This window comes from Acidovorax sp. 94 (genome assembly GCF_003634645.1).
In the GTDB taxonomy this organism is placed as follows: Bacteria; Pseudomonadota; Gammaproteobacteria; order Burkholderiales; family Burkholderiaceae_C; genus Acidovorax; species Acidovorax facilis.
On sequence record NZ_RBJA01000001.1, the window covers coordinates 1,409,726 to 1,435,113 of the forward strand.

25 protein-coding genes are annotated in these 25,388 nt (G+C 64.8%); 16 read left to right on the forward strand and 9 right to left on the reverse strand.

Annotated elements, in window-relative coordinates:
• Positions 1-55: 55 nt before the first annotated feature.
• The 4 genes from C8C94_RS06590 to C8C94_RS25445 all read left to right on the forward strand — a co-directional run bounded on the left by C8C94_RS06590 (position 56) and on the right by C8C94_RS25445 (position 3,408).
• Entirely contained in the window at positions 56-832 is a 777-nt protein-coding gene (locus C8C94_RS06590; protein ID WP_055401755.1) for a carbon-nitrogen hydrolase family protein, read from the forward strand.
• Between the two features lie 20 nt (positions 833-852).
• The gene (locus C8C94_RS06595) at positions 853-2,196 is read left to right on the forward strand and encodes a 3-deoxy-D-manno-octulosonic acid transferase (RefSeq protein WP_121420152.1); all 1,344 of its coding nucleotides are present in this window, start codon (positions 853-855) and stop codon (positions 2,194-2,196) included.
• 140 nt (positions 2,197-2,336) lie between these two features.
• Positions 2,337-2,795, forward strand: coding sequence for a hypothetical protein (locus C8C94_RS25440; protein WP_147433242.1), 459 nt, complete (start codon positions 2,337-2,339; stop codon positions 2,793-2,795).
• 70 nt (positions 2,796-2,865) lie between these two features.
• Positions 2,866-3,408 carry a hypothetical protein gene (locus C8C94_RS25445; RefSeq protein WP_147433243.1) on the forward strand — a complete coding sequence of 181 codons (543 nt, stop codon included), beginning with the start codon at positions 2,866-2,868 and terminating at the stop codon, positions 3,406-3,408.
• Positions 3,409-3,544: 136 nt separating this feature from the next.
• Here the strand turns inward: C8C94_RS25445 and C8C94_RS06600 are convergent, their stop codons facing one another.
• Genes C8C94_RS06600 through C8C94_RS06625 form a run of 6 tightly spaced genes read right to left on the reverse strand, consistent with a single transcriptional unit; the run spans position 3,545 to position 11,184 of the window.
• The gene (locus C8C94_RS06600; protein WP_121420153.1) at positions 3,545-4,879 is read right to left on the reverse strand and encodes a TolC family outer membrane protein; all 1,335 of its coding nucleotides are present in this window, start codon (positions 4,877-4,879) and stop codon (positions 3,545-3,547) included.
• 57 nt (positions 4,880-4,936) lie between these two features.
• Positions 4,937-5,278, reverse strand: coding sequence for a rhodanese-like domain-containing protein (locus C8C94_RS06605; protein ID WP_121420154.1), 342 nt, complete (start codon positions 5,276-5,278; stop codon positions 4,937-4,939).
• Positions 5,279-5,309: 31 nt separating this feature from the next.
• Positions 5,310-6,023 (reverse strand): protein-L-isoaspartate O-methyltransferase, encoded by a 714-nt coding sequence (locus tag C8C94_RS06610; protein ID WP_121420155.1) that lies wholly within the window; start codon positions 6,021-6,023, stop codon positions 5,310-5,312.
• 41 nt (positions 6,024-6,064) lie between these two features.
• Positions 6,065-9,247, reverse strand: coding sequence for an efflux RND transporter permease subunit (locus C8C94_RS06615; protein WP_121420156.1), 3,183 nt, complete (start codon positions 9,245-9,247; stop codon positions 6,065-6,067).
• 24 nt (positions 9,248-9,271) lie between these two features.
• Complete coding sequence (locus tag C8C94_RS06620; RefSeq protein ID WP_121420157.1) at positions 9,272-10,459, reverse strand: efflux RND transporter periplasmic adaptor subunit; 1,188 nt, start codon at positions 10,457-10,459, stop codon at positions 9,272-9,274.
• A gap of 2 nt (positions 10,460-10,461) precedes the next feature.
• Positions 10,462-11,184 carry a TetR/AcrR family transcriptional regulator gene (locus C8C94_RS06625; RefSeq protein ID WP_121420158.1) on the reverse strand — a complete coding sequence of 241 codons (723 nt, stop codon included), beginning with the start codon at positions 11,182-11,184 and terminating at the stop codon, positions 10,462-10,464.
• A 95-nt stretch (positions 11,185-11,279) separates the two neighbouring features.
• Here C8C94_RS06625 and msrA point away from each other — a divergent pair, with 95 nt between their 5' ends.
• Positions 11,280-11,816: a peptide-methionine (S)-S-oxide reductase MsrA gene (gene msrA, locus C8C94_RS06630; protein ID WP_121420159.1), complete on the forward strand. Its 537-nt coding sequence runs from the start codon at positions 11,280-11,282 to the stop codon at positions 11,814-11,816.
• A gap of 73 nt (positions 11,817-11,889) precedes the next feature.
• Here msrA and C8C94_RS06635 read toward each other — a convergent pair whose 3' ends face one another.
• Positions 11,890-12,336 carry a hypothetical protein gene (locus tag C8C94_RS06635; RefSeq protein ID WP_121420160.1) on the reverse strand — a complete coding sequence of 149 codons (447 nt, stop codon included), beginning with the start codon at positions 12,334-12,336 and terminating at the stop codon, positions 11,890-11,892.
• A 384-nt stretch (positions 12,337-12,720) separates the two neighbouring features.
• Here C8C94_RS06635 and C8C94_RS06640 point away from each other — a divergent pair, with 384 nt between their 5' ends.
• The 8 genes from C8C94_RS06640 (at position 12,721) to C8C94_RS06675 (ending at position 21,004) form a co-directional block, all read left to right on the forward strand.
• Complete coding sequence (locus tag C8C94_RS06640) at positions 12,721-13,146, forward strand: Fur family transcriptional regulator (RefSeq protein ID WP_055401883.1); 426 nt, start codon at positions 12,721-12,723, stop codon at positions 13,144-13,146.
• Positions 13,143-13,826, forward strand: coding sequence for an ABC transporter ATP-binding protein (locus C8C94_RS06645; protein ID WP_121420161.1), 684 nt, complete (start codon positions 13,143-13,145; stop codon positions 13,824-13,826). The genes C8C94_RS06640 and C8C94_RS06645 overlap by 4 nt, the downstream gene beginning before the upstream one ends.
• Positions 13,823-15,061, forward strand: a complete 1,239-nt coding sequence (locus C8C94_RS06650) for an ABC transporter permease (protein WP_121420162.1) — start codon at positions 13,823-13,825, stop codon at positions 15,059-15,061. The genes C8C94_RS06645 and C8C94_RS06650 overlap by 4 nt, the downstream gene beginning before the upstream one ends.
• A gap of 59 nt (positions 15,062-15,120) precedes the next feature.
• Complete coding sequence (locus C8C94_RS06655) at positions 15,121-15,372, forward strand: hypothetical protein (RefSeq protein ID WP_121420163.1); 252 nt, start codon at positions 15,121-15,123, stop codon at positions 15,370-15,372.
• Between the two features lie 147 nt (positions 15,373-15,519).
• Positions 15,520-16,125: a DUF3299 domain-containing protein gene (locus C8C94_RS06660; RefSeq protein ID WP_121420164.1), complete on the forward strand. Its 606-nt coding sequence runs from the start codon at positions 15,520-15,522 to the stop codon at positions 16,123-16,125.
• 45 nt (positions 16,126-16,170) lie between these two features.
• Positions 16,171-16,653: a hypothetical protein gene (locus C8C94_RS06665; RefSeq protein ID WP_233573421.1), complete on the forward strand. Its 483-nt coding sequence runs from the start codon at positions 16,171-16,173 to the stop codon at positions 16,651-16,653.
• 280 nt (positions 16,654-16,933) lie between these two features.
• The gene (locus C8C94_RS06670; protein ID WP_121422739.1) at positions 16,934-19,072 is read left to right on the forward strand and encodes a TonB-dependent receptor domain-containing protein; all 2,139 of its coding nucleotides are present in this window, start codon (positions 16,934-16,936) and stop codon (positions 19,070-19,072) included.
• Positions 19,073-19,381: 309 nt separating this feature from the next.
• The gene (locus C8C94_RS06675) at positions 19,382-21,004 is read left to right on the forward strand and encodes a sensor domain-containing diguanylate cyclase (RefSeq protein ID WP_121420166.1); all 1,623 of its coding nucleotides are present in this window, start codon (positions 19,382-19,384) and stop codon (positions 21,002-21,004) included.
• 315 nt (positions 21,005-21,319) lie between these two features.
• Here C8C94_RS06675 and C8C94_RS06680 read toward each other — a convergent pair whose 3' ends face one another.
• Positions 21,320-21,670, reverse strand: coding sequence for an RNA-binding protein (locus tag C8C94_RS06680; protein WP_055401895.1), 351 nt, complete (start codon positions 21,668-21,670; stop codon positions 21,320-21,322).
• A gap of 123 nt (positions 21,671-21,793) precedes the next feature.
• Positions 21,794-22,003, reverse strand: coding sequence for a hypothetical protein (locus tag C8C94_RS06685; RefSeq protein ID WP_055401919.1), 210 nt, complete (start codon positions 22,001-22,003; stop codon positions 21,794-21,796).
• Between the two features lie 423 nt (positions 22,004-22,426).
• Here C8C94_RS06685 and C8C94_RS06690 point away from each other — a divergent pair, with 423 nt between their 5' ends.
• From C8C94_RS06690 to C8C94_RS06700, 3 genes are all read left to right on the forward strand, one after another.
• Positions 22,427-22,996: an ATP-binding protein gene (locus C8C94_RS06690; RefSeq protein ID WP_147433244.1), complete on the forward strand. Its 570-nt coding sequence runs from the start codon at positions 22,427-22,429 to the stop codon at positions 22,994-22,996.
• 128 nt (positions 22,997-23,124) lie between these two features.
• Positions 23,125-23,850 (forward strand): response regulator transcription factor, encoded by a 726-nt coding sequence (locus C8C94_RS06695; RefSeq protein WP_055401899.1) that lies wholly within the window; start codon positions 23,125-23,127, stop codon positions 23,848-23,850.
• The gene (locus C8C94_RS06700) at positions 23,847-25,238 is read left to right on the forward strand and encodes a HAMP domain-containing sensor histidine kinase (protein ID WP_121420168.1); all 1,392 of its coding nucleotides are present in this window, start codon (positions 23,847-23,849) and stop codon (positions 25,236-25,238) included. Before C8C94_RS06695 ends, C8C94_RS06700 begins: the two co-directional genes overlap by 4 nt.
• The last annotated feature ends 150 nt before the right edge of the window (positions 25,239-25,388 follow it).

A 25,388-nucleotide genomic window follows, 5' to 3' on the forward strand; every position in this document is an offset into this window, starting at 1 on the left:
GTATCGTCGAACCCACCGCGCCCCTCTTTCTGTATTTGTTGTTGAACCGCCCTGCATGAAACCGTCACTGTCCACCCCCTTGCGTGTTGCCGCTGCCCAGTCGCCCTCGGCGCCGGGTGATGTGGCGCGCAACGTGCAAACGCACCTGGCCTTTGTGCGGACGGCGGTGCACGAACGTGTGCTGGTGCTGGTGTTTCCCGAGCTGTCGCTCACGGGGTATGAACCGAACCTGCTGGCGGCCAACGTGCTGTCGGCCGACCATCCCGCGCTGGCCCCCTTGCGGCAGTCTGCCCAGCAACATGGCATCACCCTGGTGGTGGGCGCCCCGGCTGCGCCGGTGGTGGCGGGCGCCTTGCCCGCCATTGGCGCCTGGGTGCTCGGGGCCGACGGCAGTGTGGCGCTGTACCGCAAACGCCACCTGCACCCCAGCGAGGAGCGGTTCGCCAGTGCTGGCACCGACGACGCCCAGGTGCTGTTGCTGGCCGGTGAACCCACGGCGCTGGCCGTGTGTGCCGACATCACCCACCCCGAACACGCAATGGCCGCCAGCAATGCGGGCGCCGCGCTCTACGCGGCGGGCGTGCTGATTTCCGAGAAGGCCTATGGGGCCGAATCGGCTCTGCTGCAAGGCTATGCCCGCGACCACGACATGGCGGTGCTGGTGGCCAACTACAGCGGGCCCTCTGGCGGCTACGTGAGCGCGGGTCGCAGTGCCTTCTGGGCACCCGGTGGCCACTGCGTGGCAGCCGCGCCCGGTGACAGCCCCAGCCTGGTGTGGGCGGCACGGGGCGACAGCGGCTGGACGGGCGGGGTGGTGGAGCTGGTCGGCTGATCCGCTGGTCGATCCCCCGCATGAACGCTGCCCGCGCCCTGTATTCGCTGGTGACCTGGTGCGCGCAGCCCTTGCTGCGCCGCAAGCTGCGCCGCCGCGCCGTGGCCGAACCTGGCTATGCCCATGCGGTGGGCGAGCGTTTTGGCCGGTATCCGGTGCCCATGGACAGCATGGTGTCGCACCACAGCGTTGATCCGATAGGCCAGTTTGTCTGGGTCCACGCAGTATCGCTGGGCGAAACCCGCGCCGCCGCCATCTTGCTGGCCCAGCTGCGCGAGCAGCTTCCGGGCATGCGCCTGCTGCTCACCCATGGCACGGCCACCGGGCGGGCCGAGGGCGAAAAGCTTCTGCTGCCCGGCGACGTGCAAGTGTGGCAGCCCTGGGATACACCGGGCGCCGTGGCGCGCTTTCTGCGCACCTTTCGCCCGGCCATCGGCATCCTCATGGAAACCGAGGTCTGGCCCAACCTAGTGGCGGGCTGTCAGCAGCGTGGCGTGCCGCTGGTGTTGGCCAATGCGCGTTTCAACGCCCAATCGCTGCGCAAGGCCCAGCGGCTGGCAGCGCTGGCCCGGCCCGCCTATGGGGGGCTGACCGCTGCCTGGGCCCAGACCGAAGACGACGCCACCCGCCTGCGGGCCATCGGCGCCCCGGTGCGCGGCGTGTTTGGCAACCTCAAGTTTGACGTGGTGCCCGACGCCCGCCAGATCGCCCAGGGTCGGGCCTGGCACGCCCACACCGGGCGCCCCGTGGTACTGCTGGCCAGCAGCCGGGAGGGCGAGGAGGCGATGTGGCTCGAAAACTTCAAGCCAAAACAGGCGCCAGCGCTTGATGGACAAGCGCAAGCAGCTATTAATAATATAGCGAACGACGTGCAGTGGCTCATCGTGCCGCGCCACCCCCAGCGGTTTGACGAGGTGCAACAGCTGCTCCAGCGCGCTGGGCTCACCGTATCGCGCCGCAGCCACTGGGCGGCAGAACCCGAGGCGGCCGACGTGTGGCTGGGGGATTCACTGGGCGAAATGGCGCTGTACTACGGCCTGGCCGATGTGGCCTTGCTGGGTGGCAGTTTTGCCCCCCTGGGCGGCCAGAACCTGATCGAGGCCGCCGCCTGCGGCTGCCCTGTGGTGCTGGGGCCGCATACCTTCAACTTTGCCGAGGCGGCCGAGCTGGCCTGCGCGGCAGGTGCCGCGCAGCGCGTGCTAGACATGGCCGCAGGGATGGCAGTGGCCACTGATTTAGCCACGGTTGCCGCGCAGCAGGCTGCCGCCAGTGAGCGAGCCACGCTTTTTGCCACGGCGCACCGGGGTGCAGCGCGGGCCACAGTGCAGGCAATTTTGGAAATCGTACAAACCGACTCACGTTGATAGGTGCCCCCCTCCGGTAACTGCTACAGCATCGGTCTGCCAGAGCGGTGACGGACTGCCGCCGCAAAATGCGCTGAGAGATACGGTAAATGCACCCAATCCGCTGATTGCAAAATACACGTAAATTTGTGAGTGCAAAAATGAGTAGCTTCCTATCCTGGATTCACAATACTGTAGCTATTACATTGGCTTTAGCAATCGCTTCTGGCGGATGTATTGCGGCTTCTCTTGACAAAAAATCAAATTGTGAACATTCGATATTGAATGAATCGGCGGGCGTTAACTTTGTCGCGGGTTTGCCAGTTTACGTGTCACCCAAAAAAATTATTGTCTCTACCGGCTGCCAGACTATGTGGGATTCCAAAGGTCGCATCACGATGCAGATATTTTTTAGCAAAGGAAAGGTTGTTCAGTACATTGAGTACGCAGAGAATGGCATTGCAGAATTGATTTGCGAATATGTCGAAGGAGCTGCGCTTCCCAAAACTTGCCCGAACTTGAATACCCTTGCAAATGGTTTCGCAATTCTTAGTGATGAAATTGAAAAGTCGCTGCCAACATTTGATGATCTGCGCCGTAAAACGGAAGTGCGAAAGTAGTGCCGCCTGGAAATCTGGCTGCGCCTAAAAGCAAATTCACGATCTAGAAGTCGATCAATAAATTGGATTGATGGAGACGAATGTTTTGGTGGCGCTTAAATTGGAGATCCGCCGCAGCGTTGGACTGACAATTGCGAATTTGTTTGCAATGGTCCTTGCAAGTTTGCTTTCAAATTTGGCGGTGGCGGCAGAAACACCCGCTTTTGCTCTAACGGTGACACCAGCCAAGGGCTTGGTTGGCCCTCAACTAAGAATGGAGCTGAAAAATATCAGCTCCGATTCGAAGGTGATTTTTCAAGGCGCACTGCCCTGGGTAGACGGAGTGTCAGCTGCTCGACTTGTTGGTTTCAGCGGTAACTTGGAAGAGGGCGATGAAGCGTTGACACCAATCAGGCCCGCCGGAGCCTTATTTCACAGTTTGACTGAAATCGTGATCGATTCAGGTGCGTCTTTGATAGGCAACGTTGATCTCGAAGAACGCTTCCCTGGAATAAATGAGCTACTTCGAAAGGAGTCTATTATTGTGTACTGGGTATATCGTCCGTTAGACGCAAGTCTCGTCAAGCATCAGGAGTTGACGGGAGCCGTGTTTTTGCAAAGACACCCCGAATAGGGTTGCCTATATGGATGAGTATTAATCAAACGAGATTATTGGAACGCAGCTTCTGATATGTCGTGACCCGAGCGGCTCCAAAACGTCGATTGGTGCATCATGTAGGCGCCCTGGGGACGCCCTCACAAGTTTTTTACTACTTCACCAGCAAGGCGTTGATCGCCTCAATGTCCTGCTGCGTCAGCGTGCCCGCCGCCTGGCGCAATTTCAGCGTGCCGAGCAGCACGTTGTAGCGGGCCTGGGCCAGGTCGCGCTTGGTCTGGAAGAGCTGGCTTTGGGCATTGAGCACGTCGATGTTGATGCGCACGCCCACCTGATAACCGAGCTTGTTGGCATCGAGCGCACTCTGGCTGGAGGCTTCGGCAGCCTCCAGGGCCTGCACCTGGCCCTGGCCGGATTGCACGCCAAAGAAGGCGGCGCGCGTGGCCTGGGCCACGTTGCGGCGCGTGGTCTCCAGGTCGGCGCTGGCCTTTTCTTCCAGCGCCAGGGTTTCCTTCACGCGGTTTTGCACCGCAAATCCGGCAAACAGCGGCAGATTGAAGGCCACGCCCACGCTGGCGCTGTTGGTGCGGTTGTTCACGCCGGGCGCCGTGATTGTGCCGTTCGGGTTGCGCGTGACGTTGTAGCCCACCTGCAGGTCCAGGGTGGGCAGGTGGCCGGTTTCGGCCTTTTTGGTTTCAAGGCGGGCAATGTCCAGCGCGATGGCGGCCTGGCGCACGCCGGGCTGCTGGTCGCGTGCGGTGTCCACCCAGGTGGTCACGTTGTCGGGCTGCACCGTGGGCAGTTGCACGGGCAGCGCCAGCGGCTGGGGCTTGGTGCCGGTGATGCCCACCAGCTGGTCCAGTGCCAGGCGTTTCACGCGCAGGTCGTTTTCGGCCGCGATTTCCTGGGCCACCACCAGGTCGTAGCGGGCCTGGGCCTCGCGCGAATCGGTGACGGTGGTGGTGCCCACCTCGAAGTTGCGCTTGGCGGAGGCCAGTTGTTCTGACACGGCCGCTTTTTGCGCCTGCACGAAGGTCAGGGTGTCCTGCGCGGCCAGCACGTCAAAGTAGGCCTGACTCACGCGCACCAGCAGGTCTTGCGTGGCGGCGTCCAGCTGCGCCTGGGCCACGTCAATGCCGCGCTGGCCTTGCTCCAGCGTGATGCGGTTGGCGGGGCGGTACAGCGGTTGAGAGGCCTGCACGCCCACCGTCTGCGTGGTGCCGGTGTTCTCCACAGGCGGGCGGCTCAGTTCCACATTGGCGCGGCTGAGTCCGGCCGTGAGCGCGGCGCTGGGCAGCAGGCCGGCGCGGGCCTGGTCGGCGCGGCGGGATGCTGCGTCAAGCTGGGCTCGGGCCGACTGCCAGGTCGTGTCATAGGTGCGTGCCGATTCCACCAGCTCCAGCAGGCTCTGGGCGTGCGCCGGGGCGCTCAGCGCCGCGCCGAGCGCCAGGGACAGAAGTGACAGGGAGAGGGGCCGGTGCGGAGTCATGGGGGTCCTTCGGAAGAGTCTGCGGTTCGATGGGAGAGCGGGGTGCCAGGGGCGTGATCAATAGCGGGGCACGGTGGGATCGTTTTCGTGCGACCAGGCATCAATGCCACCGGTGATATTGGCCAACTGTTCAAACCCGTTGTGTTGCAGGAACGATGCCACCCGCAGGCTGCGTGCGCCGTGGTGGCACAGGCACGCAATGGGGCGGGCGGGGTCCAGCTCGGCCAGTCGCCCGGGCAATTCGCCCATGGGGATGGCCACCAGTTCAAACCCGTCGGCGCGCACGCTGGCGGTCTGCAGCTCCCAGGGTTCGCGCACGTCCAGCACCAGGGGCTGGCTGCCTTCGGGTGCGGCGGCAAACCAGGCAGACAGCTGGGCGGGGCGGACGTGATCGATCATGCAGAACTCCGAAGAAAGCCGAACAACAGGGTCAGAACGTAAAGCCGGAAGGTTCGGGGAAGTTCACCAGGCGCGGGGCGATGGTGTCCCAGGGCGAGGTGGTTTCGAAACGGTCGCCGGTGCGGCGGGTCAGGGTGAAACGCATCACGGGCTCGCCCCCCACGATGGCGCCCAGGCGGCCGCCGTCACGCAGCAGCGCAAGCAGGGAGGTGGGCACTTCGGCCACCGAGCCGCTCAGTACGATCACGTCGAACGGGCCGTCGGGAATGGCGTCGCGGGCGCCGTCGTTCAGGCGCACATCGGCGTTTTGAACACCCGCGTCGCGCAGGTTCTCACGGGCCATTTCGGCGAGTTCGGGGTTGATTTCGAGCGACACCACACGTTCGGCGCGGGCGGCCAGCAGGGCTGCCATGTAGCCCGAACCTGCACCGATCTCCAGCACGCGGTCTGTTGGCTGGATTTGCAGGTCTTGCAGGATGCGTGCCTCGACGCGCGGCTGCAGCATGCTGTGGCCCAGGCGCACGGCCTCTTCGGCGTCGTTACCCAGCAGGGGCACTTCGATGTCCATGAAGGCCAGGCTGCGGTAGGCCGGGGGAACAAAGTCTTCACGGCGGACCACCGCCAGCAGGTCGAGCACGTCAGCGTCGAGCACATTCCAGGGGCGGATCTGCTGCTCGATCATGTTGTAGCGGGCCTGGGCAATAGGGTCGCTGATGTTGGCGGACGTGTTCAGGGGCAGGTTCATGGGATTTCTCCGTGGGGCAGATGCAAGGCCGATCGGGACGATCAGGACAAACCTTCGATTTTAGGCGCTGCCGGGGCGCGTCCCATCTTGCGAAGGGCCCACTGGGCCAAGTCGTCCATATAGCAATACACCACCGGCACCACCACCAGGGTCAAGAGGGAAGAGGTAATGACCCCGCCAATCACAGCCTGGCCCATGGGCGCGCGCTGCTCCGAGCCTTCGGACAACGCGAACGCCAGTGGCACCATGCCGAAGATCATGGCCAGCGTGGTCATCAGGATGGGGCGCAGCCGCACCCGGGCAGCGAGCAGCAAGGCGTCGGCACGGGGCAGGCCGGGCACGGTCTGGCCCTGGTCGTTCACGTGCTCCTCACGGGCACGGATGGCAAAGTCCACCAGCAAGATGGCGTTCTTGGTGACCAGCCCCATCAGCATCACCACGCCAATGATGGAGAACATCGACAGCGTGGAGCGAAACATCAGCAGCGCCAGCACCACGCCAATCAGCGTAAGCGGCAGCGAGGTCATGAGCGCCAGCGGTTGCAAGAAGCTCTTGAACTGGCTCGCCAGGATCATGTAGATGAAGATGATGGCCATGGCCAGGGCCGAAATGGCATAGCCAAAGGACTCGGCCATGTTCTTGGTGGAGCCGCTGAACTGGTAGCGATAGCCGGGCGGGAAGCTCACTTCCTCCAGCGCCTTCTTGATGTCGTTCGACACTTCACCGGCCGAGCGCTTTGCCACGTTGGCGTTCACCGCCACTTCGCGGGTCAGGTCGCGGCGGTTGATCTGGTTGGCGCCGGTGGATTCGGTCACGCTGGCTACCTGGTTCAGGCGCACGATGCGGGTGGTGCCGTCGGCCGCCGCCAGGGCAAAGGGCAGGCGCTCCAGGTCGGCGGGCTGGGTGCGGGCTTCGGGGGCCAGGCGCACGTTCACATCGTAGGTCTGGTCATCCGGTGCGCGCCAGTTGCCCACCGTGGTGCCTGCCACCAGGGTGCGCAGCGATGCTGCCATGGGCGCCACCGACAGGCCCAGGTCCGACGCCACGTCGCGCTTGACCTCCAGGGCGATCACCGGCTTGTTGGGCTTGGCGCTGGTGTCCAGGTCCACCAGCCCGGGAATGTCGCGAATTTTTTCGGTGACCACCTTGGTCAGGCGCTCCAGCTCCTGCAGGTCGGGGCCTTGCAGCGAGAACTCCACCTGCTTGTTGCCACCCACGGCGTCCAGCAGGCCCACGTGGGTGATGGTGATGCCGGGCACGGTCTTGAGGCGTTCCCGCAGCACGTCGGACATCTGGTCCACGCTGCGGCTGCGGTCCTTGCGGTCCACCAGGCGCACGTAGATGTTGGCGTAGATCTTGCCCTGGGCGCTGCCGGTGTTGATGGTGGCCAGTGTGTAGCGCACCTCCGGCATCTCGCGCAGGATGCCCTCCACCTGTTGTGCCTTGGCCTCGGTGGCCTCCAGCGACGAACCCACGGGGGTGTAGAAATTGAGCGAGGTTTCGGAGAAGTCGGCCTTGGGCACGAACTCGGTGCCCAGCAGCGGCACCATGAAGATGCTCAGCACAAAGATGGCCAGCGCAATCGCCATGGTGGTCAGCTTGTGCACCAGCGACCACCGCAGGATGCGCTGGTAGCCCTCGGCCAATGCATCGGTGGCACGGTCGAACCAGCCTGTGACGCGGCCAATGGTCTTGTCGTAGAAGGTGACGGGCTCGATCTTCTGGCCGTGGGCATGGATGCTCGGGTCGTGCCAGATGCTCGACAGCATGGGGTCAAGCGTGAAGCTCACAAACATCGAGATCATCACCGCCGCCACGATGGTGATGCCGAACTCGTGGAAAAACTTGCCGATGATGCCGCCCATGAAGCCAATGGGCATGAACACCGCCACGATGGACAGCGTGGTGGCCAGCACCGCCAGGCCAATCTCCTGCGTGCCGTCCATGGCGGCTGCGTAGGCGCCTTTGCCCATCTGCACGTGGCGCACGATGTTCTCGCGCACCACGATGGCATCGTCGATCAACAGGCCCACGCACAGGCTCAGCGCCATCAGCGTGATCATGTTGATGGTGAAGCCGAACATGTTCATGAACAAGAACGTGCCGATCAGCGCAATGGGCAGCGTCAGCCCGGTGATCACGGTGGAGCGCCAGGAATTCAGGAACAGGAACACGATGAGCACCGTGAGGATGGCGCCCTCGATCAATGTCTGGCGCACGTTGTTCACCGCCACGCGGATCGGGCGGGCGCTGTCGCCAATGGTCTCCAGCCGCACGCCGGCGGGCAGCTGGTTCTTCAGCTCCACCACAGCGGCGTTCAGGCCGTCCACCACCTCGATGGTGTTTTCGCCCTGCGACTTCTGCACCGACAGCAGCAACGTGCGCTGGCCGTTGTACAGGGCCAGGCTTTCCACCTCCTGCGCGCCGTCGTTGACGCGGGCCACCTGGTCAAGCCGGACCGGCGCTCCGTTCTTGCGGGCGACGATGATCTTGCCGAAGTCTTCGGGGCGTTCCATGCGAGCGTCGATCTGCACCACGCGCTCCTGCGCGAGGGACCGGATGGAGCCCACGGGCAGGTCCTGGTTCTCGTTGCGCACGGCCTGCGCCACCTGGTCGGGGGTCACGCCAAACGCTTCGAGCGCCTGCGGGTTCAGGTAGATGTTGATCTCGCGCTTGGTGGCGCCCACCAGGTTCACGGCGCCCACGCCGCGCACGTTCTCCAGGCGTTTCTTCAGAATCTGCTCGGCCCAGGTGGTCAGCTCGACAGCGCTGCGACCGGATTTTTCGTCCGGCAGCACCGCGAGCGACCACACGGCGCGACTGGCCGGGTCAAAGCGCAGCACGCGGGGTTCCTTGACCTCGGTGCGCAGCAGGGGGCGCACAGTGGCCACCTTTTCGCGCACGTCCTCGGCGGCCTTGCGGCCGTCGATGTGGAGCTGAAACTCGATGATGACAACGGCCGTGCCTTCGTAGCTGCGCGAGGTCAGGGCGTTGATGCCTGCAATCGAGTTGACGCCTTCCTCGATCTTCTTGGTGACTTCGCTCTCGACGATTTCCGGCGACGCACCGGGGTAGTCCACGGTGACCACCACCACCGGAAAGTCGATGTTGGGGAACTGGTCAACCTTCAGGCGCTGGTAGGAGAACAGGCCCAGCACGACGATGGCAAGCATCACCATCGTGGCGAACACGGGGTTTTTAAGGCTGACTTTGGTGAACCACATGGCGGGTCGGGGTAGTCAGGGTGATCAGGGAGCAGCGCGGGATGCCGCTGCCAATGCAGGTGCAGCAGCGGCTGTCGCAGCTGATGCAGCCACCGCCACGGCCGTGCCCTCGCGCAGCAGGCCAATCCGGCCCGCAATCACCACCGTGCCTTCGGGCACACCTTCGACCGCCACCAGGGTCTGGCCGCCCACCACCGCGCGGGTGCCGGTCTTGACGGGTGCATAGACCACGCGGCCATCTTTCAAGGTTTGGAGGTAGGGGGCGGGCTTGTCGGTGCGCACGGCGTCCAGCGGCACGGCCAGCACATCGGCCCGCCCAGTATCGAGCGTTCCCTGCACAAACAGGCCTTGCCGCAGCGGCGTGGCGCCGGGGGCTTGCTCAACCCGCAGGTAGACGGGCACCGTGCGGCTGCCTGCCTGGGCGCTGGGGTTGATGCGCACCACGGTGGCAGGCACCGGGGCGGGAATGCCCTCGATGGTGAGCTGCGCCTTCTGGCCCACCTGCACCGCCACGGAATCCGCCGGGTTGAGCAGCGCTTCTAGCTCGAGCCGCGACAGGTCCACCACCTCGATGATGCGGGCGTCCACCGCCACGCGCTCGCCCGGCTGGGCCAGGCGCTGCGCGACCAGCCCGCTGATGGGGCTCTTGAGCACGGTGTCCTCCAGCGCCTTGCGGGCCACGTCAGCGGCGGCCATTGCGGCCTGGTGGTTGGACTGCGCAGATTCGAGGCTGGCTTGCGAGGTAACCAGCGCCGTGGCCGAGATGAATCCCTGGTCCACCAGCGCGCGGTTGTTGGTGTACTGGCGCTGGTTGATATCCACCTGGGCTTTGGCGGCATCGGCCTGCTGCTGCGCCTGGCGCAGGCGGGCGCGGGCTTCGGTGGGGTCGATGCGGGCCACTTCCTGCCCGGCCTTCACGCTGTCGCCTTCGCGCACCGTCAGCCCCTGCAACTCACCGCCCACGCGCGCCTTGACCATGGCCGAGTCCACCGCCCGCAAGGCGCCCGATACGGGCACGCCAAGCGCCAGGTTCTGCCGCCGCACCGGCAACACCTCTTGGGCTGCCAGTTGCAGCGGCGCCTGGGCGCGCTGGGCCGTGGTTTCGGCCAATGCCTTTTGCTGCGCCTGCCGCGCCGCCATGGCCCGCCACACGCCGCCGCCGAGCAAGACAACAACGACGGCTGCCACCATCCAGGGAATCCAGCGTTTCATGGTCAGGAGCCGCGTGAGGGCGGCGCAGAAAAAGTGTGAGAGGGGGAGGGCACGGGAGAAGAAGGGTCGGGCCGCACCAGCAGCCCGTTCAGCACATTGTCGATCTGGGCATCGATGTACAACTCAGGCCGCAGGCCCAGCGAGTCTGGAATGCAGGCCCCCACCGAGTGCTTCCACATCATGAGGAAGATCATGGGCGCCAGAACCACATGCACGATGTAGTCCAGTGGCACGGGGCGGAATTCGCCGCGCTCGATGCCGCGTTCGACGATGCGGCGGATCAGCGCCTGCCCCGGCAGAATCACCTCCTGCTGGTAGAACTCGGTGATCTCCGGGAAATTCTGGGCCTCGCTGAACATCAGCTTGGTGATACCCGAGGCCTTGGTGGCGCCTATGCGCTCCCACCACACCTGGTAGCAGTACCGCAGCAGATCGCTGGTGGTGCCCACAAAGGAATCCAGCTCATCCCGCCACTCTTCAAAACGGCCCGCGATGTTCTGGCGCACCACCGCCTTGAAAAGCTCTTCCTTGCTGGGGAAATACAAAAACAACGTGCCCTTGGAGACGCCTGCACGGGCCGCCACTTCATCCACCCGTGTCGCGGCAAACCCTTTTTCGACAAACAGGTCCAGCGCGGCCTCCAGCAGCTCACCCGGGCGGGCTTCCTTGCGGCGCTCGCGTTTGGTGCCGACGGAGGCGGTGGGGGGAAGGGAGGTGGAAGGCAAGGAAGGGCTTCGTTAATGACTGACCGGTTAGTAATGTAGCAAGCACGGGATAGGGCGTCAATTCATAATGGTCAAGTTTGAACCCGAGGACCACCATGACTTTGCAAACCATCACCCTGGGCGGCGGCTGCTTCTGGTGCACCGAAGCCGTGTTCGAGCGCGTGCGCGGAGTCACCGACGTGGAAAGCGGCTACACCAACGGCCACACGCTGAACCCCAGCTACGAACAAATCTGCCGGGGCGACACCGGCCACGCCGAGGTGGTGCGCCTGACCTTTGATGCCGATGAGATCAGCCTGGAGGAGATCCTGGAAATCTTCTTCCATACCCACGACCCGACCACCCTCAACCGCCAGGGCAACGACGTGGGCACCCAGTACCGCAGCGGCATCTATTACGAAGACCCTGCGCACGGTGATATTGCCAACGACATGATTCGCCAGATGTCGCAAGACAAGCTGTTTGGTGCGCCGATCACCACCGAGGTGAAGCCGCTGCAGAACTACAGCACGGCCGAGGCCTATCACCAGGAATACTTTGCGAACAACCCGAACGCGGGGTATTGCGCGTTTGTGGTGGGGCCGAAGGTGGAGAAGTTTCGCAAGACGTTTGCGCGGTATTTGAAGGGTTGAGAGACCGCCGAGCGGTCTTCTCGGCAGCAACGCCAACACGGGTCCAAGCCAATGGATAGATTAACTAGTCAATCTATCCATTGGCAGTCGGGTGGAGCAAATAAAGCCCCAGCCCCAGCGCGAATATTAGTCCCGCCAAGACAATGGCTCCCATCTTGTGTTGCAGATGATCTACGGCGTCAAACGCTTGCCAATGACCTTGCACGGCCAGTCGATGGCGCTTGAAGACCAGATATACGCAATAGGTATTGGCGGCAATGGCTATCAAGGCAAAACCAAGCTTGGCGTAGAGGATCGGGGTTTTTGGGGCGGTAGCCAGCAGCATTGCACCTGTAGCCAGAACCATGGTGAAGGCGGGTATTTCAATGAAAATATCCACGCGCTTGTGAAGTGCCGAAAGAATGAGTTCCTTGTCACGACCTTGACCCAACAACGCGCGTTCAAAAAGGGCCTCGGTAAGAACACAACCGAGCCAAAGACCGACAAACGTGAGATGAAGTGGTAATAGCAGTGCTTGCATTTTGGTTGGACCTTATCCCGACGGTATTCAACTCAATATGTCGAATGAAGTGAACGATTGGGGAAATTAGGAATTATGGTCAGGGCTTGAGCCTGAAAATTGATATGCATCACGGGCATGCCATGGAGGCACGCCTGAAAGACTCAGCCAAAAGGTCCATCCAACCTGAGGCGCTTCTCTGTGTTGAACGGCTCCATCGCCAACCATGTCGCTGCAGCCGTCAGTCCTCTGCCATTTCATTCAGGGGTTTCAGTTGGGGGAGGGCCAGCACGAAGGCATAATGCAAACTGATTGCGTTACAGACATCACCTGCCGCCGCATCTCGCCATGCCCTCCACCCCATCTTCTTCATCCCCACACCGCCTTTGGTCGCTCCCCCCGGGCATGCGCGCCACCCGCGCCACACGGGCGCTGGCGGTGCTGTACGAGGCGCGGCCTGACGCGGCGCTCTCCGAACCCGAAGTAGAAGCCGCCCTCGCCACCGCTGGCGCTCCCGTCAACAAAGTCACCGTTTACCGCATGCTCGACCGCTTTGCCGCTGCTGGCCTGCTGCACAAGCAGGTGGACGCTGCCCGCGTGACCCGGTATGCACTGGCACCCCAAGGCGAAGAGGGCACAGCCCCCAGATTCGAATGCGACGACTGCCACCGCCAGTTCCGCCTCTCGCAGGGATCGGCCAAGGTGCAGACCGCCCTCAAGCAGGTGCTGCAGGCGCTGGCCACTGCCGGGCATGAGAGCCTGGCGGTGGACATCGCGGTCCACGGGCGATGTGCAGACTGCGCCCACCCGGCCGAGGGCGCTGCCGCATGATCCGCACCCGAGGCCTTTCCTACACCTATGCCACGGGCGGCGCCGCGCCGCTGCGCTTCCCCGATGTGGACCTGCGCCAGGGCGGCACCTTGTTGCTGCGCGGGCGCTCGGGCTCGGGCAAGTCCACCTGGCTGGCGCTGATGGCCGGGCTGCGCGGAGCCAGCGGGGGCGACCTGTTTGTGGCGGGCACGCAGCTGGGCACGCAGCGCGGGGCCGAGATTGATGCCTGGCGCGCGCGCAGCATTGGCTTTTTGCCGCAAAAGCTCTACCTCAGCAGCGCGCTCACGGTGGCCGACAACCTGGCGCTGGTCTACTTTGCGGCCGGGCTGCCACGCGACGATGCCGCCATCACGCGTGCGCTGGCGCAGGTCGGCGTGGCCGAGCTGGCCGGCCGCAAGCCGCACCAGCTTTCGGGCGGGCAGGCGCAGCGCGTGGCGCTGGCGCGGGCCGTGCTGCTGGCGCCGCAGGTGCTGCTGGCCGACGAGCCCACGGCCAGCCTGGACGACGAGGCCGCCGCCGACGCGCTGGCGCTGCTGCAGCACAGCGCCGCCGCCTGTGATGCCAGCCTGGTGATTGCCACGCACGACCAGCGCGTGGTGCAAGCCCTGGCCGGTGTGCAAACGCTGGATTTGAATGAAATCGGCGCCCAGCGCTTGATGGATAAGCGCGAGCAGCTATGAATTCAGGAGTCTTCAAACTGGCGCGCCTGTCATGGCGCTACCTGTGGTCCCGCCCGCTGGCCGCGGTGCTGAACCTGCTGGTGCTGACGCTCGGCCTGGCCGCCATCACCCTGGTGCTGCTGGTGGCCACGCAGCTCGACAAGGCGTTTGAGCGTGATCTGAGCGGCATCGACCTGGTAGTGGGCGCCAAGGGCAGCCCGCTGCAGCTCATCCTGGCGGGCGTGTTCCACATCGACGTACCCACGGGCAACATCCCCCTGCAAGAAGTGCAGGCGCTGCAGAAGAACCCGCTGGTGGCGCAGGTCATACCGCTGAGCCTGGGCGACAGCTACCAGGGCTTTCGCATCGTGGGCACCACGCCCGACTATCTGCTGCACTATGAAGTCCAGTTTGCCAAGGGCGCGCTGTGGCAGCAGCCCATGGACGCGGTGCTGGGCGCCACGGTCGCCCGCAGCATCGTCAAAGCCGACCATGGTGGTGCACCGTTGGTGGGCGCCACATTCGTGGGCAGCCATGGGCTGGGGGGAGGAGGGCATGCACACGGCGATCACCCCTACCGCGTGAGCGGCGTGCTGGCGCCCTGCGGCTGCGTGCTCGACCGGCTGATTCTGACCAGCACCGAATCCGTTTGGATGGTGCACGAAACGGCCACGGCCAACGATGCCGAAGACCTGGAGATCATGAAGGAAGAGCGCGAAGTGACCGTGGCCCTGGTGCGCTACCGCACGCCCATGGCCGCCGTCACACTGCCGCGCCAGATCAACGCCGACACCGCCATGCAGGCGGCCGCGCCCGCTATCGAAGTCACCCGCCTGCTGCGCCTGCTGGGCGAGGGGGCCGATGTGCTGCGCGCTTTTGGCGGCGTGCTGCTGGCGGTGGCCGCACTGAGCGTGTTCATCGCGCTGTGGAACGCCGTGCGCGAGCGCCGCGCCGACCTGGCCATGCTGCGCATGCTGGGCGCGCCCCCGGGCCGCGTGGCGGGGCTGGTGCTGTGGGAGGCCCTGTGGCTGGCCGCGATGGCGTCTGTTCTGGGCCTGCTGCTGGGCCACGGCCTGGCCCATGGCCTGGGCTGGGCACTGCAGGCGCAGGGGCTGCTGCCTGTCACCGGCCTCATCTGGCTGCCCGCCGAAGCGGGTGTGCCGCTGATGGCCGCCGGTGTGGCGGCGCTGGCGGCGCTGCTGCCCGCCATGCAGGCGTACCGCACGGACGTGGCCGACCTGTTGAGCCAGCCCTGATGCAGCCATCGAGTTCTGTCCTCTAAAAACCGTCCCCCAACCAATCTGAAAGGCCTTCCATGAAAAAGCTCCTCACCGCACTCGCCCTGGCCCCCATGCTGCTCGTCGGCGCCCTGGCGCACGCCCAGGCCCACAACGACAAAGAGACCAAAGAAGACATAGCCCGCCACCGCGCCATGGCCGCCGCCCACGAGGCCGCCGCCAAGTGCCTCGAATCCGGCAAGGGCGAGGAAACCTGCCAGAAGGAACTCCAGGCCGCCTGCAAGGGTCTGGCTATTGGCAAATACTGCGGCATGAAGCACGCGCACTGAGGCGATGGGCCTCCAGGCCCGCTACCATTTCTGAAAACGCTACAGATCAGGTTTCCCGCCATGGCAATCCACCCCGCTCACCGTCATCCCGCTGCACAACCCGATGCCGGAGCCAGCCGCACCCGCACTGCCCGGCGCGCCTGTGCGATGGTGGTGCTGGCCTGGACTGGGGCCGTACTCGCACAGTCGCCGACCGCTGCGCCCACGGGCAAACCAGCGCCGGGGGAGTTTGAACGCGCGACCGGAAAAACGCCCGGTGCCGCGCCCACCACCGCACCCGCGCTCTCGTCCCCTTTGCCTGCGGGCGCGGGCACCGCCATGCCATCGGGCGTTGCGTCGGGCAGCGGGGCGGGCTACCACAGCCCCAACAGCCCCATTGCGCCGCTGCCCCAGCGCAATGACGTGGTGCCGTGGTCCGTGCTGACCGACCTGACCAAAAAGACCACCAAGGACGGCATCCTGCCCGTGTTCAACGACGCGCAAAAGGGCATGGACAAGACCACGCAGCGCATCCAGGGCTTCATGGTGCCGCTGGATGCCAAGCCCACGCAGACCCACTTTCTACTTACCTCCGTGCCAATGACCTGCTCGTTCTGCACGCCGGGCGGGCCGGAGAGCATGGTCGAGGTCAAGGCCAAGACTCCCGTGCGCTATTCGCTGGAACCGGTGGTGGTGGAGGGCAAGTTCACCGTGCTCCCCAACGACCAATATGGCCTGTACTACCGCGTGGTGGACGCGGTGCCCGTCAAGTAATTCCGCCGCCTTTTCCCCGATCCCGCTGCCTTCCTTGTCCCTCTTGTGACCCCGTTGTTTCCAACCCCACTGGCCGCGCTGTGGCGCCGCCTGCGCCAGCAGTTGCCCGCGCAGGCCGCCCTGGCGTGGCTGCTGCTGGCCCTGGTGGTGGTGCCCACGCTGGGGCGCCTGCACCAGGTGGAGCATGGAGAGGCTCTGGGGCAGATGCACGCGGGCCACGCGGTGCAAGCTGCGCAACAAGCCGACGCACACCACAGGCTCGCAGCCGCTTCGCTGGCAGCGGATGAGGACGCGGCCCCGTCCACCGAGGCAGACCACACCCACGGGCTGCTATCACTGCTCCTGGTCCCCCACGCGGCCGTGGACTGCCTTTTGCTCGACCAGCTTGCGTTGGGCGATGCACTGCACAGCGCCCCCTCGGCGCTGCCCACCCTGGTGCCCGCGCAGGCATCGCCGGTACAACATGCCGGGCGCTCTACGGCCCCGCACGTTGCGCTGTTCCAGGCGCGTGGCCCGCCCACGGCCTGACCGCAGCAAATCGCATACGCGCCCACCGCATCGCGGGCCGGGCCGCCAACACCTTGCCCGGCCTTGCAGGGCTGCGCTATCGCGCTTTGCCCATTTACTCCTGATTTCATAGCTGATCGCGCTTGATAGACAAGCGCTGGCGGCCATTTTTAGTCAAATTTTCATGCCCAGGGCGTGGAAGCCATGTATCTGCGTGCCGGCCCCGCCATCACCGGTCATGCCCCACGCCCCTGCGCATGCGTACCCGCAAACGCTCAAGCACCCGTTGCCACACCGCACCATGACCCACACCACATCCCAATCTCGCCGCCCCGTTGCTGTTCTTCGCGCCCGTCCCACCCTCCACCCCGTGGCCCTGGCCGCCATGCTGGCGCTGACGGGCACCGGCGTGGCGCACGCGCAAGCCGCGCCGGTGGCAGCACCTGCCGATAACAGCGCTGCGGCCCCCGCCAGCCTGCCCGCCGTCACCGTCTCGGCCAGCGGCCTGCAACTGGGCGCCAATGAGATGACCACGCCGGTCACCGTGCTGGAAGGCGATGAACTCGTGCGCCGCCGCGAGGCCACCCTGGGCGAAACGCTGAACAGTGAGCCCGGCATCACCAGCAGCCACTTCGGCGCCGGTGCCAGCCGCCCCATCATCCGGGGCATGGACGGCCCGCGCGTCAAGGTGCTGAGCGACGGCGCCGAGCTGCACGACGCCTCCACCATCAGCCCCGACCACGCCGTGGTGTCCGAGCCACTGCTGGCCACGCAGATCGAAGTGCTGCGCGGCCCCTCGGCCCTGGTCTACGGCAACGGCGCCGTGGGCGGCGTGGTCAATGTGCTCGACGGCAAGATCCCCACCGCCATCCCGCAAAAGGGCTACGAGGGCAGCGCCGAGCTGCGCGCCAACTCCGGCGCGGGTGAAAAAGCAGGAGCCTTCTCGCTGACCGGCGGCGCTGGCAACCTGGCCGTGCATGTGGAAGGCGTGGCGCGCGATGCGGGCGACTACCGCGTGGGCAAGGGCTGGGCGCCCGAGGGCGAACCCACCCGCAAGGTGCTGGGCAGCTTCAACCGCACCGACACCGGCAGCGTGGGCCTGTCGTGGGTGGGCGAGCGCGGCTACCTGGGCGCCGCCTACACCCGCCAGACCGCCAAATACGGCCTGCCGGGCCACAACCACAGCTTTGAAGGCTGCCACACGCACGGCGACCACCTACACTGCGGCGCCCACGAAGAGGAGGAAGACGGCCACGACCACGGCGCCGAAGAACATGGCGACGTGCCTGTGGTGGACCTGCGCAGCGAACGCTTCGACATCCGCGGCGAGCTGCGCAACCCCTTCGCCGGCGTCTCGGCCTTGCGCCTGCGCGCGGGCGTGACGGATTACGTGCACGACGAAGTCGAAGACGGCGCCATCAGCACCACCTTCAAGAACAAGGCCTACGACACCCGCATCGAGCTGCAGCACGAGCCCATTGCAGGCTTCAAGGGCCTGATCGGCCTGCAGACCTCGCAGCGCAAGTTCAGCGCCGACGGCGAAGAGGCCTACGTGGAGCCCACCATCACCCGCAAGCTGGGCTTCTTCGCGCTGGAGGAATACCGCCTGGGCGACTGGCGCTTCGAAGCCGCCCTGCGCCACGACCGCCAGACGGCCGAAGCGCAAACCAGCGGCATCGAACGCAGCCACAACGGCACCTCGGCATCGCTGGGCGCGGTGTGGAAGTTCACGCCCGGCTACCAGGTGGGCACCTCGTTCACCCGCGCCAGCCGCGCCCCGTCGGCCGAAGAGCTGTATGCCAAGGGCCTGCACATGGCCACCAGCACGTATGAGCGTGGCAACGCCGACCTGAAGTCCGAGATCTCGCAGAACATCGACGTGAGCCTGAAGAAGACCAGCGGCGACACCACCTTTGGTGTGAGCATCTTCCGCAACCGCATCAACAACTACATCTACGGCCGCACGCTCGATGAAGTCGATGGCCTGCAACTGCTGCAATACAGCCAGGCCGACGCCACCTTCACCGGCATCGAAGGCCAGGTGCGCCAGCGTCTGAACCGCAACCTGGGCATCACGCTGTTCGGCGACACCGTTCGCGCCACGCTCGACGCAGGCGGCGGCCGCCTGCCGCGCATCCCCGCCACCCGCGCGGGCATCCGCCTGGACGCCAACTGGCAAGCCTGGGAAGCCCAGGTCGAATGGGTCCAGGTGGCCCGCCAGAACCGCGTGGCCGAGTTTGAAAGCGCCACTCCCGGCTACGGCATGCTGAACCTGGGCGTCAGCTACAACGGCCAGTTCAGCACCGGCACACCGTGGCAGGTGTACCTGAAGGCGAACAACCTGACGGACCGCCTGGCGTATGCGCACACCTCGTTCATCAAGAATGCCGCGCCGTTGATGGGCCGCAATCTGACGGTGGGGGTGAAGGTGGCGTTCTGACGGGTGAAGCCGTCGTGATGTGAGCGAGCCAGCGGCGGAGGACGGCGTTGCTAGCTCGCACATCTGCCGGCCCCAAACCACCCAAACCACCGAGTCCAAAGGTGACTTGGATGCATGCCATACTCGCTTTGACGTGGTTGATTTTTCGATCCGTCAAGGCGACGCTGCCTCAGTCCCGGTGATGGCGCGCACCCGATTCGGAAATGGGATTGGCTCCGCAGCAGGCCGCCCAACGCAGGGTTGCGCGACGCGCGAAGGACTTGTTCGGCGCGGCCGTGCATGAATCTGACCCATTTGCAATAGCCCTGCATGCCCACCACTCCCACGCCGTCCGCAAACCTGTTGCAACTGCTTCCTGAGGCGGTGGTGCAAACCGATGCGCTGTGGGAGATCACCTATCTGAACCCGGCGTGGCACAAGCTCACCGGCCATTCGGTGGCGGCGGCGCTCGGCAGGTCTTTGCTGGAGTTCGTGCATCCCGACGACATCGGCACCATGCGCTCGGGCATGCCGGTGTTCCGCTTGCGCTTTGCCGACGCGGACTATCGCTGGGTGCGTCTGCAGTTCCACCCGGCGACGGATGTGGCGGACCGGGTGATCAGCCGCCAGGGTGTCCTGATCGAGATCACCGAGGTCACCGAGCAGGTGCTGGTGGAAATTCGCCAGCGCTTTCTGCGCTTGCTGGAAACCATTGATGGCGTGGTGTGGGAGGCTGAAATCGGCGTGGGCAATACCTTCCTGAGCCCGCAAGTCGAACGCTTGTTCGGCTACTCTGTCGAGGAGTGGCGGGCTGACCCGGGTTTTTGGCGGGCGCATGTGCACCCCGACGATCTGGAGGAGGCCCTGCGCATCGACGATGCCGCTTACAACGCCACGCACAGCCATGCCTACGAGATGAACTATCGGCTGATTGCCAAGTCCGGCAAGGTCGTGTGGGTGCGCGATCTGTGCCGTGCTGTGGTCGAGCCGGGGCGGCCGAACCGCATGATCGGCCTGATGATTGACGTGACCCAGCAGAAGAACACCGAACTCGATTTGTTGCGCTCCGAAAACCGCTATTCGCTTGCGACGCGCGGATCCAATGACGGTATCTGGTACTGGGACTTGCGAACGGACGCGCTGCATGTGTCCGGGCGTTTTCTCCAGATCGTCGGACTGGGTAGCGCCGATCTTGTGCATGACGGAGGCTGGCGCTTTTTGGAGCAGCTCATCGATACCGAGGATCGCGAGCGCGTGCAGGAGGCTTACCGCAGGCACCTATCGGGAAACAGCCCGAACTTTTCGGTGGACTTCCGCGCGTTCCACGGAGCAGGGCGGCTGGTGTGGGTCAATTGGCGCGGGCTCGCCGAGTTCGAAGAGGGTGTTCCCGTGCGCATGGCGGGGTCGTTGAGCGATCTGGCCGAGCGTGGCAGTTCCTACGATGCGCTGACCAACTTGCCCGGCCGACCGTTGTTCCGTGACCGCCTCGCGCATCTCATCGCGCTGCACCAGAACGAGGTGGTGAACGGAGGTGGCGTTCCGATACGCGATGGAGCCACGATGTTCGCCGTGCTGCTGCTGGATCTCAACGGGTTCAAGGCCGTCAATGACAGCTACGGGCACCATGTGGGCGACCAGCTCTTGCAACAGGTGGCGCGGCGGCTCGAATCCTGCGTTCGGGCGGTGGATCTGGTCGCCCGCATGGGTGGCGACGAGTTCAATGTGCTGTTGGAGTCCATCGATCCCGCTGAAGCCCGCCAACGCGCGGAGCAGATTGCCGCCGCCCTGGAGTTACCTTACGTCATTGGCAGGCACACCGTGATCAGTGGTGCGAGCATCGGATTGGCCAGCAGCGCATCCAGGCTGGCGACGGTCGACGACTACCTGCGCGCTGCAGACACCGCCATGTACCGGGCCAAAAGTCAGTCATTGGGCGTTTGCGTGTTTCAGTAAGGCGTGCCAGGGGCAATTGCCTGCGAGGCTGTCGCATGGCTTGCCTTCCTCATCCCCTTCTGGTTTTCGGTGGTTTCGCTGGGGTGCTTCCAGTGCGCTTGTGCCTGGGACCAGGGGGTGATTGCTGCCTGATGCCTGATGCCTGATGCCTCCATTGGATGCTGGCAATCGAACATGTTTTCGGACTTGTGCGCTTAGCCATCAAGCGCAAGCAGCTACTGTATTGATAGCAACTGAAACCCTGCGTATCCTATGGATGCGAGGCGAAAAAAAACCGGCTCCTCAGAACCGGTTTTTCACAGAGGGTTGCCTGGATCAGTAACGACCGCCGCCGAAGCCACCCGTGCCGTAGCCAACGTCCGAGCGTGTGCTCGCACTGTAGCCGCCGGCCTTGTAGCCACCGGCGCCGCCACCCTCTTCACGGGGGCGGGCCAGGTTCACGACGATCGAGCGGCCGTCAACGGACATGCCGTGCAGGGCGCTGATGGCGGCCTGGGCGACTTCGGCGGAGGCCATTTCCACAAAGCCGAAGCCCTTGGAGCGGCCGGTTTCGCGGTCCATCATGACCTTGGCGGAGGAGACCCGGCCGAATTCGGAAAAGTTGCTTTCCAGGGTGGAATCGGTCACGGAGTAGGGCAGGTTGCCCACGTAGATTTTGCTGCTCATGGTTGAGCCTTTCTGAAATGTGGTGCGCAACGAAGGGCGTACCGTTGGGATGCAGCTGTGCGGATCGAGTGTCCGCAGCAACTGGGATGGGTGGATGGGATCTGCAGGTCGCAGATCAGGTCATCAGCACGTTGGGGGGTGCGGCATGCACGTTTGCAGCCAGCCCTGGGTGACTGCAAAGAGCCGGGCGGCTTCGCGCGAGGCAAAGGCTTTGTCAAAACGGAACACGCGGCAGTAGCTGCCGTTGCCCTGTGAACGATGGACCGAGAAGGAGGCGCGGAAGCGGCCGCAGTCGGTCGGATGTGTCGTGGGCGAAACGACGTACTTGCCCATGGAAATGGCGGTCTGTGAAATCTGGATCAATCAGGATCGCAGGCGTGGAAATCGACCTGCGTGAGCATCAAGGGACGCAGTGGGCTGCAGCTCTACAGACCCAATGGGCAACCACAAAGGTTGCAAAAGGCGGCTTGCCTTGGGCGGATTACCACCCTGAGCAGGCGTTGCGGTGACTGCACGCGTCAAGAGCCGTGACTGCAACTGCTTAATTATATCTCAAATGGAATTTGGTTTTGTTTCAATATTCTTAAAAGTTTTAAAAGTGCTGCCTTGCCTGGCGGCGCTGATCACCCGGCCCATCAGACATCCCCGGGCGCCTCCAGCAGCTACCATCTATGTAGCAAATGGCAACAATGCCCCCACTGGCTGGCACCAGCAAAACCTGGTGCAGCGTCTTCTATCAATCTTTCGATTGGTGGCATGGGTTCCGGTCCCGATCTCTCTGCGGTCGATGCGGGCGGGCTTTTTTCCTACCGGAGCAGCGTGCAGATGAAGGTTTTTCAGAAACATGCCGTCAGCCAGGGCGGGATCAGCCCCGGCGATGCAACCCACCTTGTGCTGGTGGGCGGGCTCCCCGGGGCGGGCAAGACCCATGCGGCCGAGCGCCTGCAGTCACTGGGATGGACGCTTTACGACGATTTTCAGAACAAGGCGGTGGGTGATTCGGCCCACTTCAAGGATTCCAGGCACTACGCAGACTTGGTGCTGAGCCTGCGTGCTGGCCGTCGCTGCGTGGTCAGCGACCTTCGCATGGTTCACAAACCCTATCGCAAGGGCGCGGCTGCGGCGCTGTTGCGAGATGCCGTACGGATCACCTCGGAGCTTCACCTATTTGAAAACGACCCGACGCAATGTATCCGGAACGTACGCAGTGCGGGGGATGCGCTGCGCGAAACCCTGCGCCTGAAGGAGATCAAGCATTGGACCCGCTATTTTTCAGCGCCGCCCGAGGCCGTGTTGCACCCTGTATGGCGGCCACCCTGTGACTAGCCCGGAAGATGTGCGCGCCCGTGAGGCCGATGCGGCACATCCTTCATGGCAGACGCTTTCGTCTTGCTTTCAAGGTCCTTGGGTATAACCACAGTGGCCGGGCTCAGCGCAGGCGGCATGATCGGGGCATGAAACTGCTGTTGGTCGAGGACGATTTTGATCTGGCCGGTGCCCTGAGCCGCAGCCTCGTGGCGCGCGGTTTTGAGGTGCTGTGCTGCGCCGACGGCAAAGAGGCCCTGGCGGCGGCGCGGCGCACGGCCTTTGATGTGATCACGCTGGACCTGTCTTTGCCGGGCCTGGACGGGCTGGAGGTGCTGCGACGCCTGCGCGATGGCGGCAGCACCACGCCCGTGCTGGCGCTCACGGCCCGGGCGGCCGTCACCGACCGCGTGGCAGGGCTGGAGGCTGGGGCGGACGACTACCTGGCCAAGCCGTTTGACCTGGACGAGCTGGTGGCGCGCCTGCGGGCCCTGACACGCCGTGTAGGACGCGACGGGCAGTTGCGCTGTGGTGCGCTCCACCGCGACCCGGCCAGTGGCGCGTTCTACAACGAGGCACTGCCGCTGGAGCTGTCGCAGCGTGAGGCGGAGCTGCTGCGCCTCTTGATGTCGCGCATCGACCGCGTGGTGAGCAAGGAAGAGCTGCGCACCCAGGTGTTTGCCAACACCGATGAGCAGGTGCAGGCCGATGCGGTGGAGGTGGTGGTGCACCGCCTGCGCAAGAAGCTGGTGGGCACCAATGCCGAGATCGTGACCCTGCGCGGCGTGGGCTACCTGCTGTGCGATGCCGACAGCATGGCCGCCCAAAAAGGCGACAAGGTCGACAAGGCCGAGAAGGGCGGGGCGCTCCGGTGAACACGCCGTGGTGGCAGCGCAGGCCCTGGCGCCCGCGCGGAGGATCGCTACAGCGGCTGCTTCTGGTGGGCCTGCTCGTGCCGCTGTGGGCGCTGGTGGCCCTGGTTGCCACGGTGCAGGTGGTGCAGCAGGTACGGCACAACGCAGCCGCGCAGGATGCCGTGCTGCACAGGGCGCTGACAACCTGGCCGACGGTGTTGCAGCCGCAGGCCGGTGCATCCGCCATGGAGCAAGCCCCTGCGGTCTGGTTCCGCGAAAGCAGCCTGGACGGCGAGCGCCTGGCGGGCAGCGCCGACCTGCCGCGTGTACCACCCTCTGAGCCCGTGCAAGGGCAGGGCAGCGTGCACTTTTACCTGGCGCAGGTGGGCGACCAACTGGTGCGCGTTGCCGCCACGCTGCACCAGCCGGCGGTGGCTGGGGGCGGGCAGGGCGCCGCCCCGCCGGTGGTGCGCCAGGTGGCGCGGCCGTTCAGCGAGCGCCTGCCCAGTGTGGCCCGCCTGATGGATGAAGGCGCGGGTTTGCGCCCAGTGGTTCTGCTGGCCCTGGCCATGACGGCGGTGGCGATGGTGCTGGCGCGCATCGCGTCGGGCTGGCTGCTGCACGCGGATGTGTCGCTCACTCCGCCAACCCAGCCGGGTGCAGGCGGCACCGGCCAGGGCTACGAAGGCCCGTCAGAGCTGGCGCCTGCCGTGCAGCATTTTGGTGAGCTGCAGCAAAGCCAGAGCCGATGGATCGAGGAGCAGCGGCGTTTTCTGGCCGACGCCACGCACCAGCTGCGCACCCCCATGGCGGTGCTGCGCACGCAGCTGCAGTCGGCCATTGCGGGCGATGTGCTGGTGGCCGATGCGCTGCAGCAGATGCTGCACACGGTAGACCGCGCCTCGGGCCTGGCCAACCAGCTGCTGAGCCTGAGCAAGGTGGAGCAGCTCCAGCGCATGGGCGAGCTGCCCAGCGTGGATTTGAACGCCATGGCCCGCGAGGCCGTGATGGAGCTGGCGCCACTGATCGCCGCCAAGCGGCTGGACTTTGCGCTGGAAGGCCCCGATACGCTGTGGGCCCCCGGCGACGCGGCGCTGCTGGGCGAGCTCATGCGCAACCTGCTGGCCAATGCCATCCACCACACGCCCGTGCATGGGCGGCTGGGGGTGCTGCTGCGCAACAGCACCGGGCGGCGCGAACTGCTGGTGTGGGACGAAGGCCCTGGCATTGACGACGCCGTGCGACAACGGTTGTTCCAGCCGTTTTCGGCAGGGCAGGGCGGGGTGGGGCTGGGGTTGTCGATCTGCCGGCAGATTGCCGAGGCGATGGGCGCCCAGGTCATGCTGTTCAACCGCATGGACGCAGGGCAGGTCATCGGTGTCGATGCCGTTGTTGCCTGGCATGAATAGGAAACCCCCTGTGTCGCCTGCGGCGCCTTCCCCCTGGGGGGACGCAGCCCTCGCTGCGGGGCGGCCCTTGCTCGGCTGCTCTTGCGCAGGGCGCGCCGGTCTCTTGGTTCAGGGGCCTGGCAGTGCTACGGGCGACTGAGATGGCAATAA

Coding starts and splice junctions, on each gene's coding strand:
- C8C94_RS06595 (WP_121420152.1), top strand. CDS start 853: ATGAACGCTGCCCGCGCCCTGTATTCGCTGGTGACCTGGTGCGCGCAG.
- C8C94_RS06640 (WP_055401883.1), top strand. CDS start 12,721: ATGCGCGCCACCCGCGCCACACGGGCGCTGGCGGTGCTGTACGAGGCG.
- C8C94_RS06660 (WP_121420164.1), top strand. CDS start 15,520: ATGGTGGTGCTGGCCTGGACTGGGGCCGTACTCGCACAGTCGCCGACC.
- C8C94_RS06600 (WP_121420153.1), bottom strand. CDS start 4,879: ATGACTCCGCACCGGCCCCTCTCCCTGTCACTTCTGTCCCTGGCGCTC.
- msrA (WP_121420159.1), top strand. CDS start 11,280: ATGACTTTGCAAACCATCACCCTGGGCGGCGGCTGCTTCTGGTGCACC.
- C8C94_RS06670 (WP_121422739.1), top strand. CDS start 16,934: ATGACCCACACCACATCCCAATCTCGCCGCCCCGTTGCTGTTCTTCGC.
- C8C94_RS06620 (WP_121420157.1), bottom strand. CDS start 10,459: ATGAAACGCTGGATTCCCTGGATGGTGGCAGCCGTCGTTGTTGTCTTG.
- C8C94_RS06615 (WP_121420156.1), bottom strand. CDS start 9,247: ATGTGGTTCACCAAAGTCAGCCTTAAAAACCCCGTGTTCGCCACGATG.
- C8C94_RS06635 (WP_121420160.1), bottom strand. CDS start 12,336: ATGCAAGCACTGCTATTACCACTTCATCTCACGTTTGTCGGTCTTTGG.
- C8C94_RS06650 (WP_121420162.1), top strand. CDS start 13,823: ATGAATTCAGGAGTCTTCAAACTGGCGCGCCTGTCATGGCGCTACCTG.
- C8C94_RS25445 (WP_147433243.1), top strand. CDS start 2,866: ATGGAGACGAATGTTTTGGTGGCGCTTAAATTGGAGATCCGCCGCAGC.
- C8C94_RS06695 (WP_055401899.1), top strand. CDS start 23,125: ATGAAACTGCTGTTGGTCGAGGACGATTTTGATCTGGCCGGTGCCCTG.
- C8C94_RS06690 (WP_147433244.1), top strand. CDS start 22,427: ATGGGTTCCGGTCCCGATCTCTCTGCGGTCGATGCGGGCGGGCTTTTT.
- C8C94_RS06610 (WP_121420155.1), bottom strand. CDS start 6,023: ATGAACCTGCCCCTGAACACGTCCGCCAACATCAGCGACCCTATTGCC.
- C8C94_RS06645 (WP_121420161.1), top strand. CDS start 13,143: ATGATCCGCACCCGAGGCCTTTCCTACACCTATGCCACGGGCGGCGCC.
- C8C94_RS06680 (WP_055401895.1), bottom strand. CDS start 21,670: ATGAGCAGCAAAATCTACGTGGGCAACCTGCCCTACTCCGTGACCGAT.
- C8C94_RS06685 (WP_055401919.1), bottom strand. CDS start 22,003: ATGGGCAAGTACGTCGTTTCGCCCACGACACATCCGACCGACTGCGGC.
- C8C94_RS25440 (WP_147433242.1), top strand. CDS start 2,337: ATGAGTAGCTTCCTATCCTGGATTCACAATACTGTAGCTATTACATTG.
- C8C94_RS06590 (WP_055401755.1), top strand. CDS start 56: ATGAAACCGTCACTGTCCACCCCCTTGCGTGTTGCCGCTGCCCAGTCG.
- C8C94_RS06675 (WP_121420166.1), top strand. CDS start 19,382: ATGCCCACCACTCCCACGCCGTCCGCAAACCTGTTGCAACTGCTTCCT.
- C8C94_RS06605 (WP_121420154.1), bottom strand. CDS start 5,278: ATGATCGATCACGTCCGCCCCGCCCAGCTGTCTGCCTGGTTTGCCGCC.
- C8C94_RS06655 (WP_121420163.1), top strand. CDS start 15,121: ATGAAAAAGCTCCTCACCGCACTCGCCCTGGCCCCCATGCTGCTCGTC.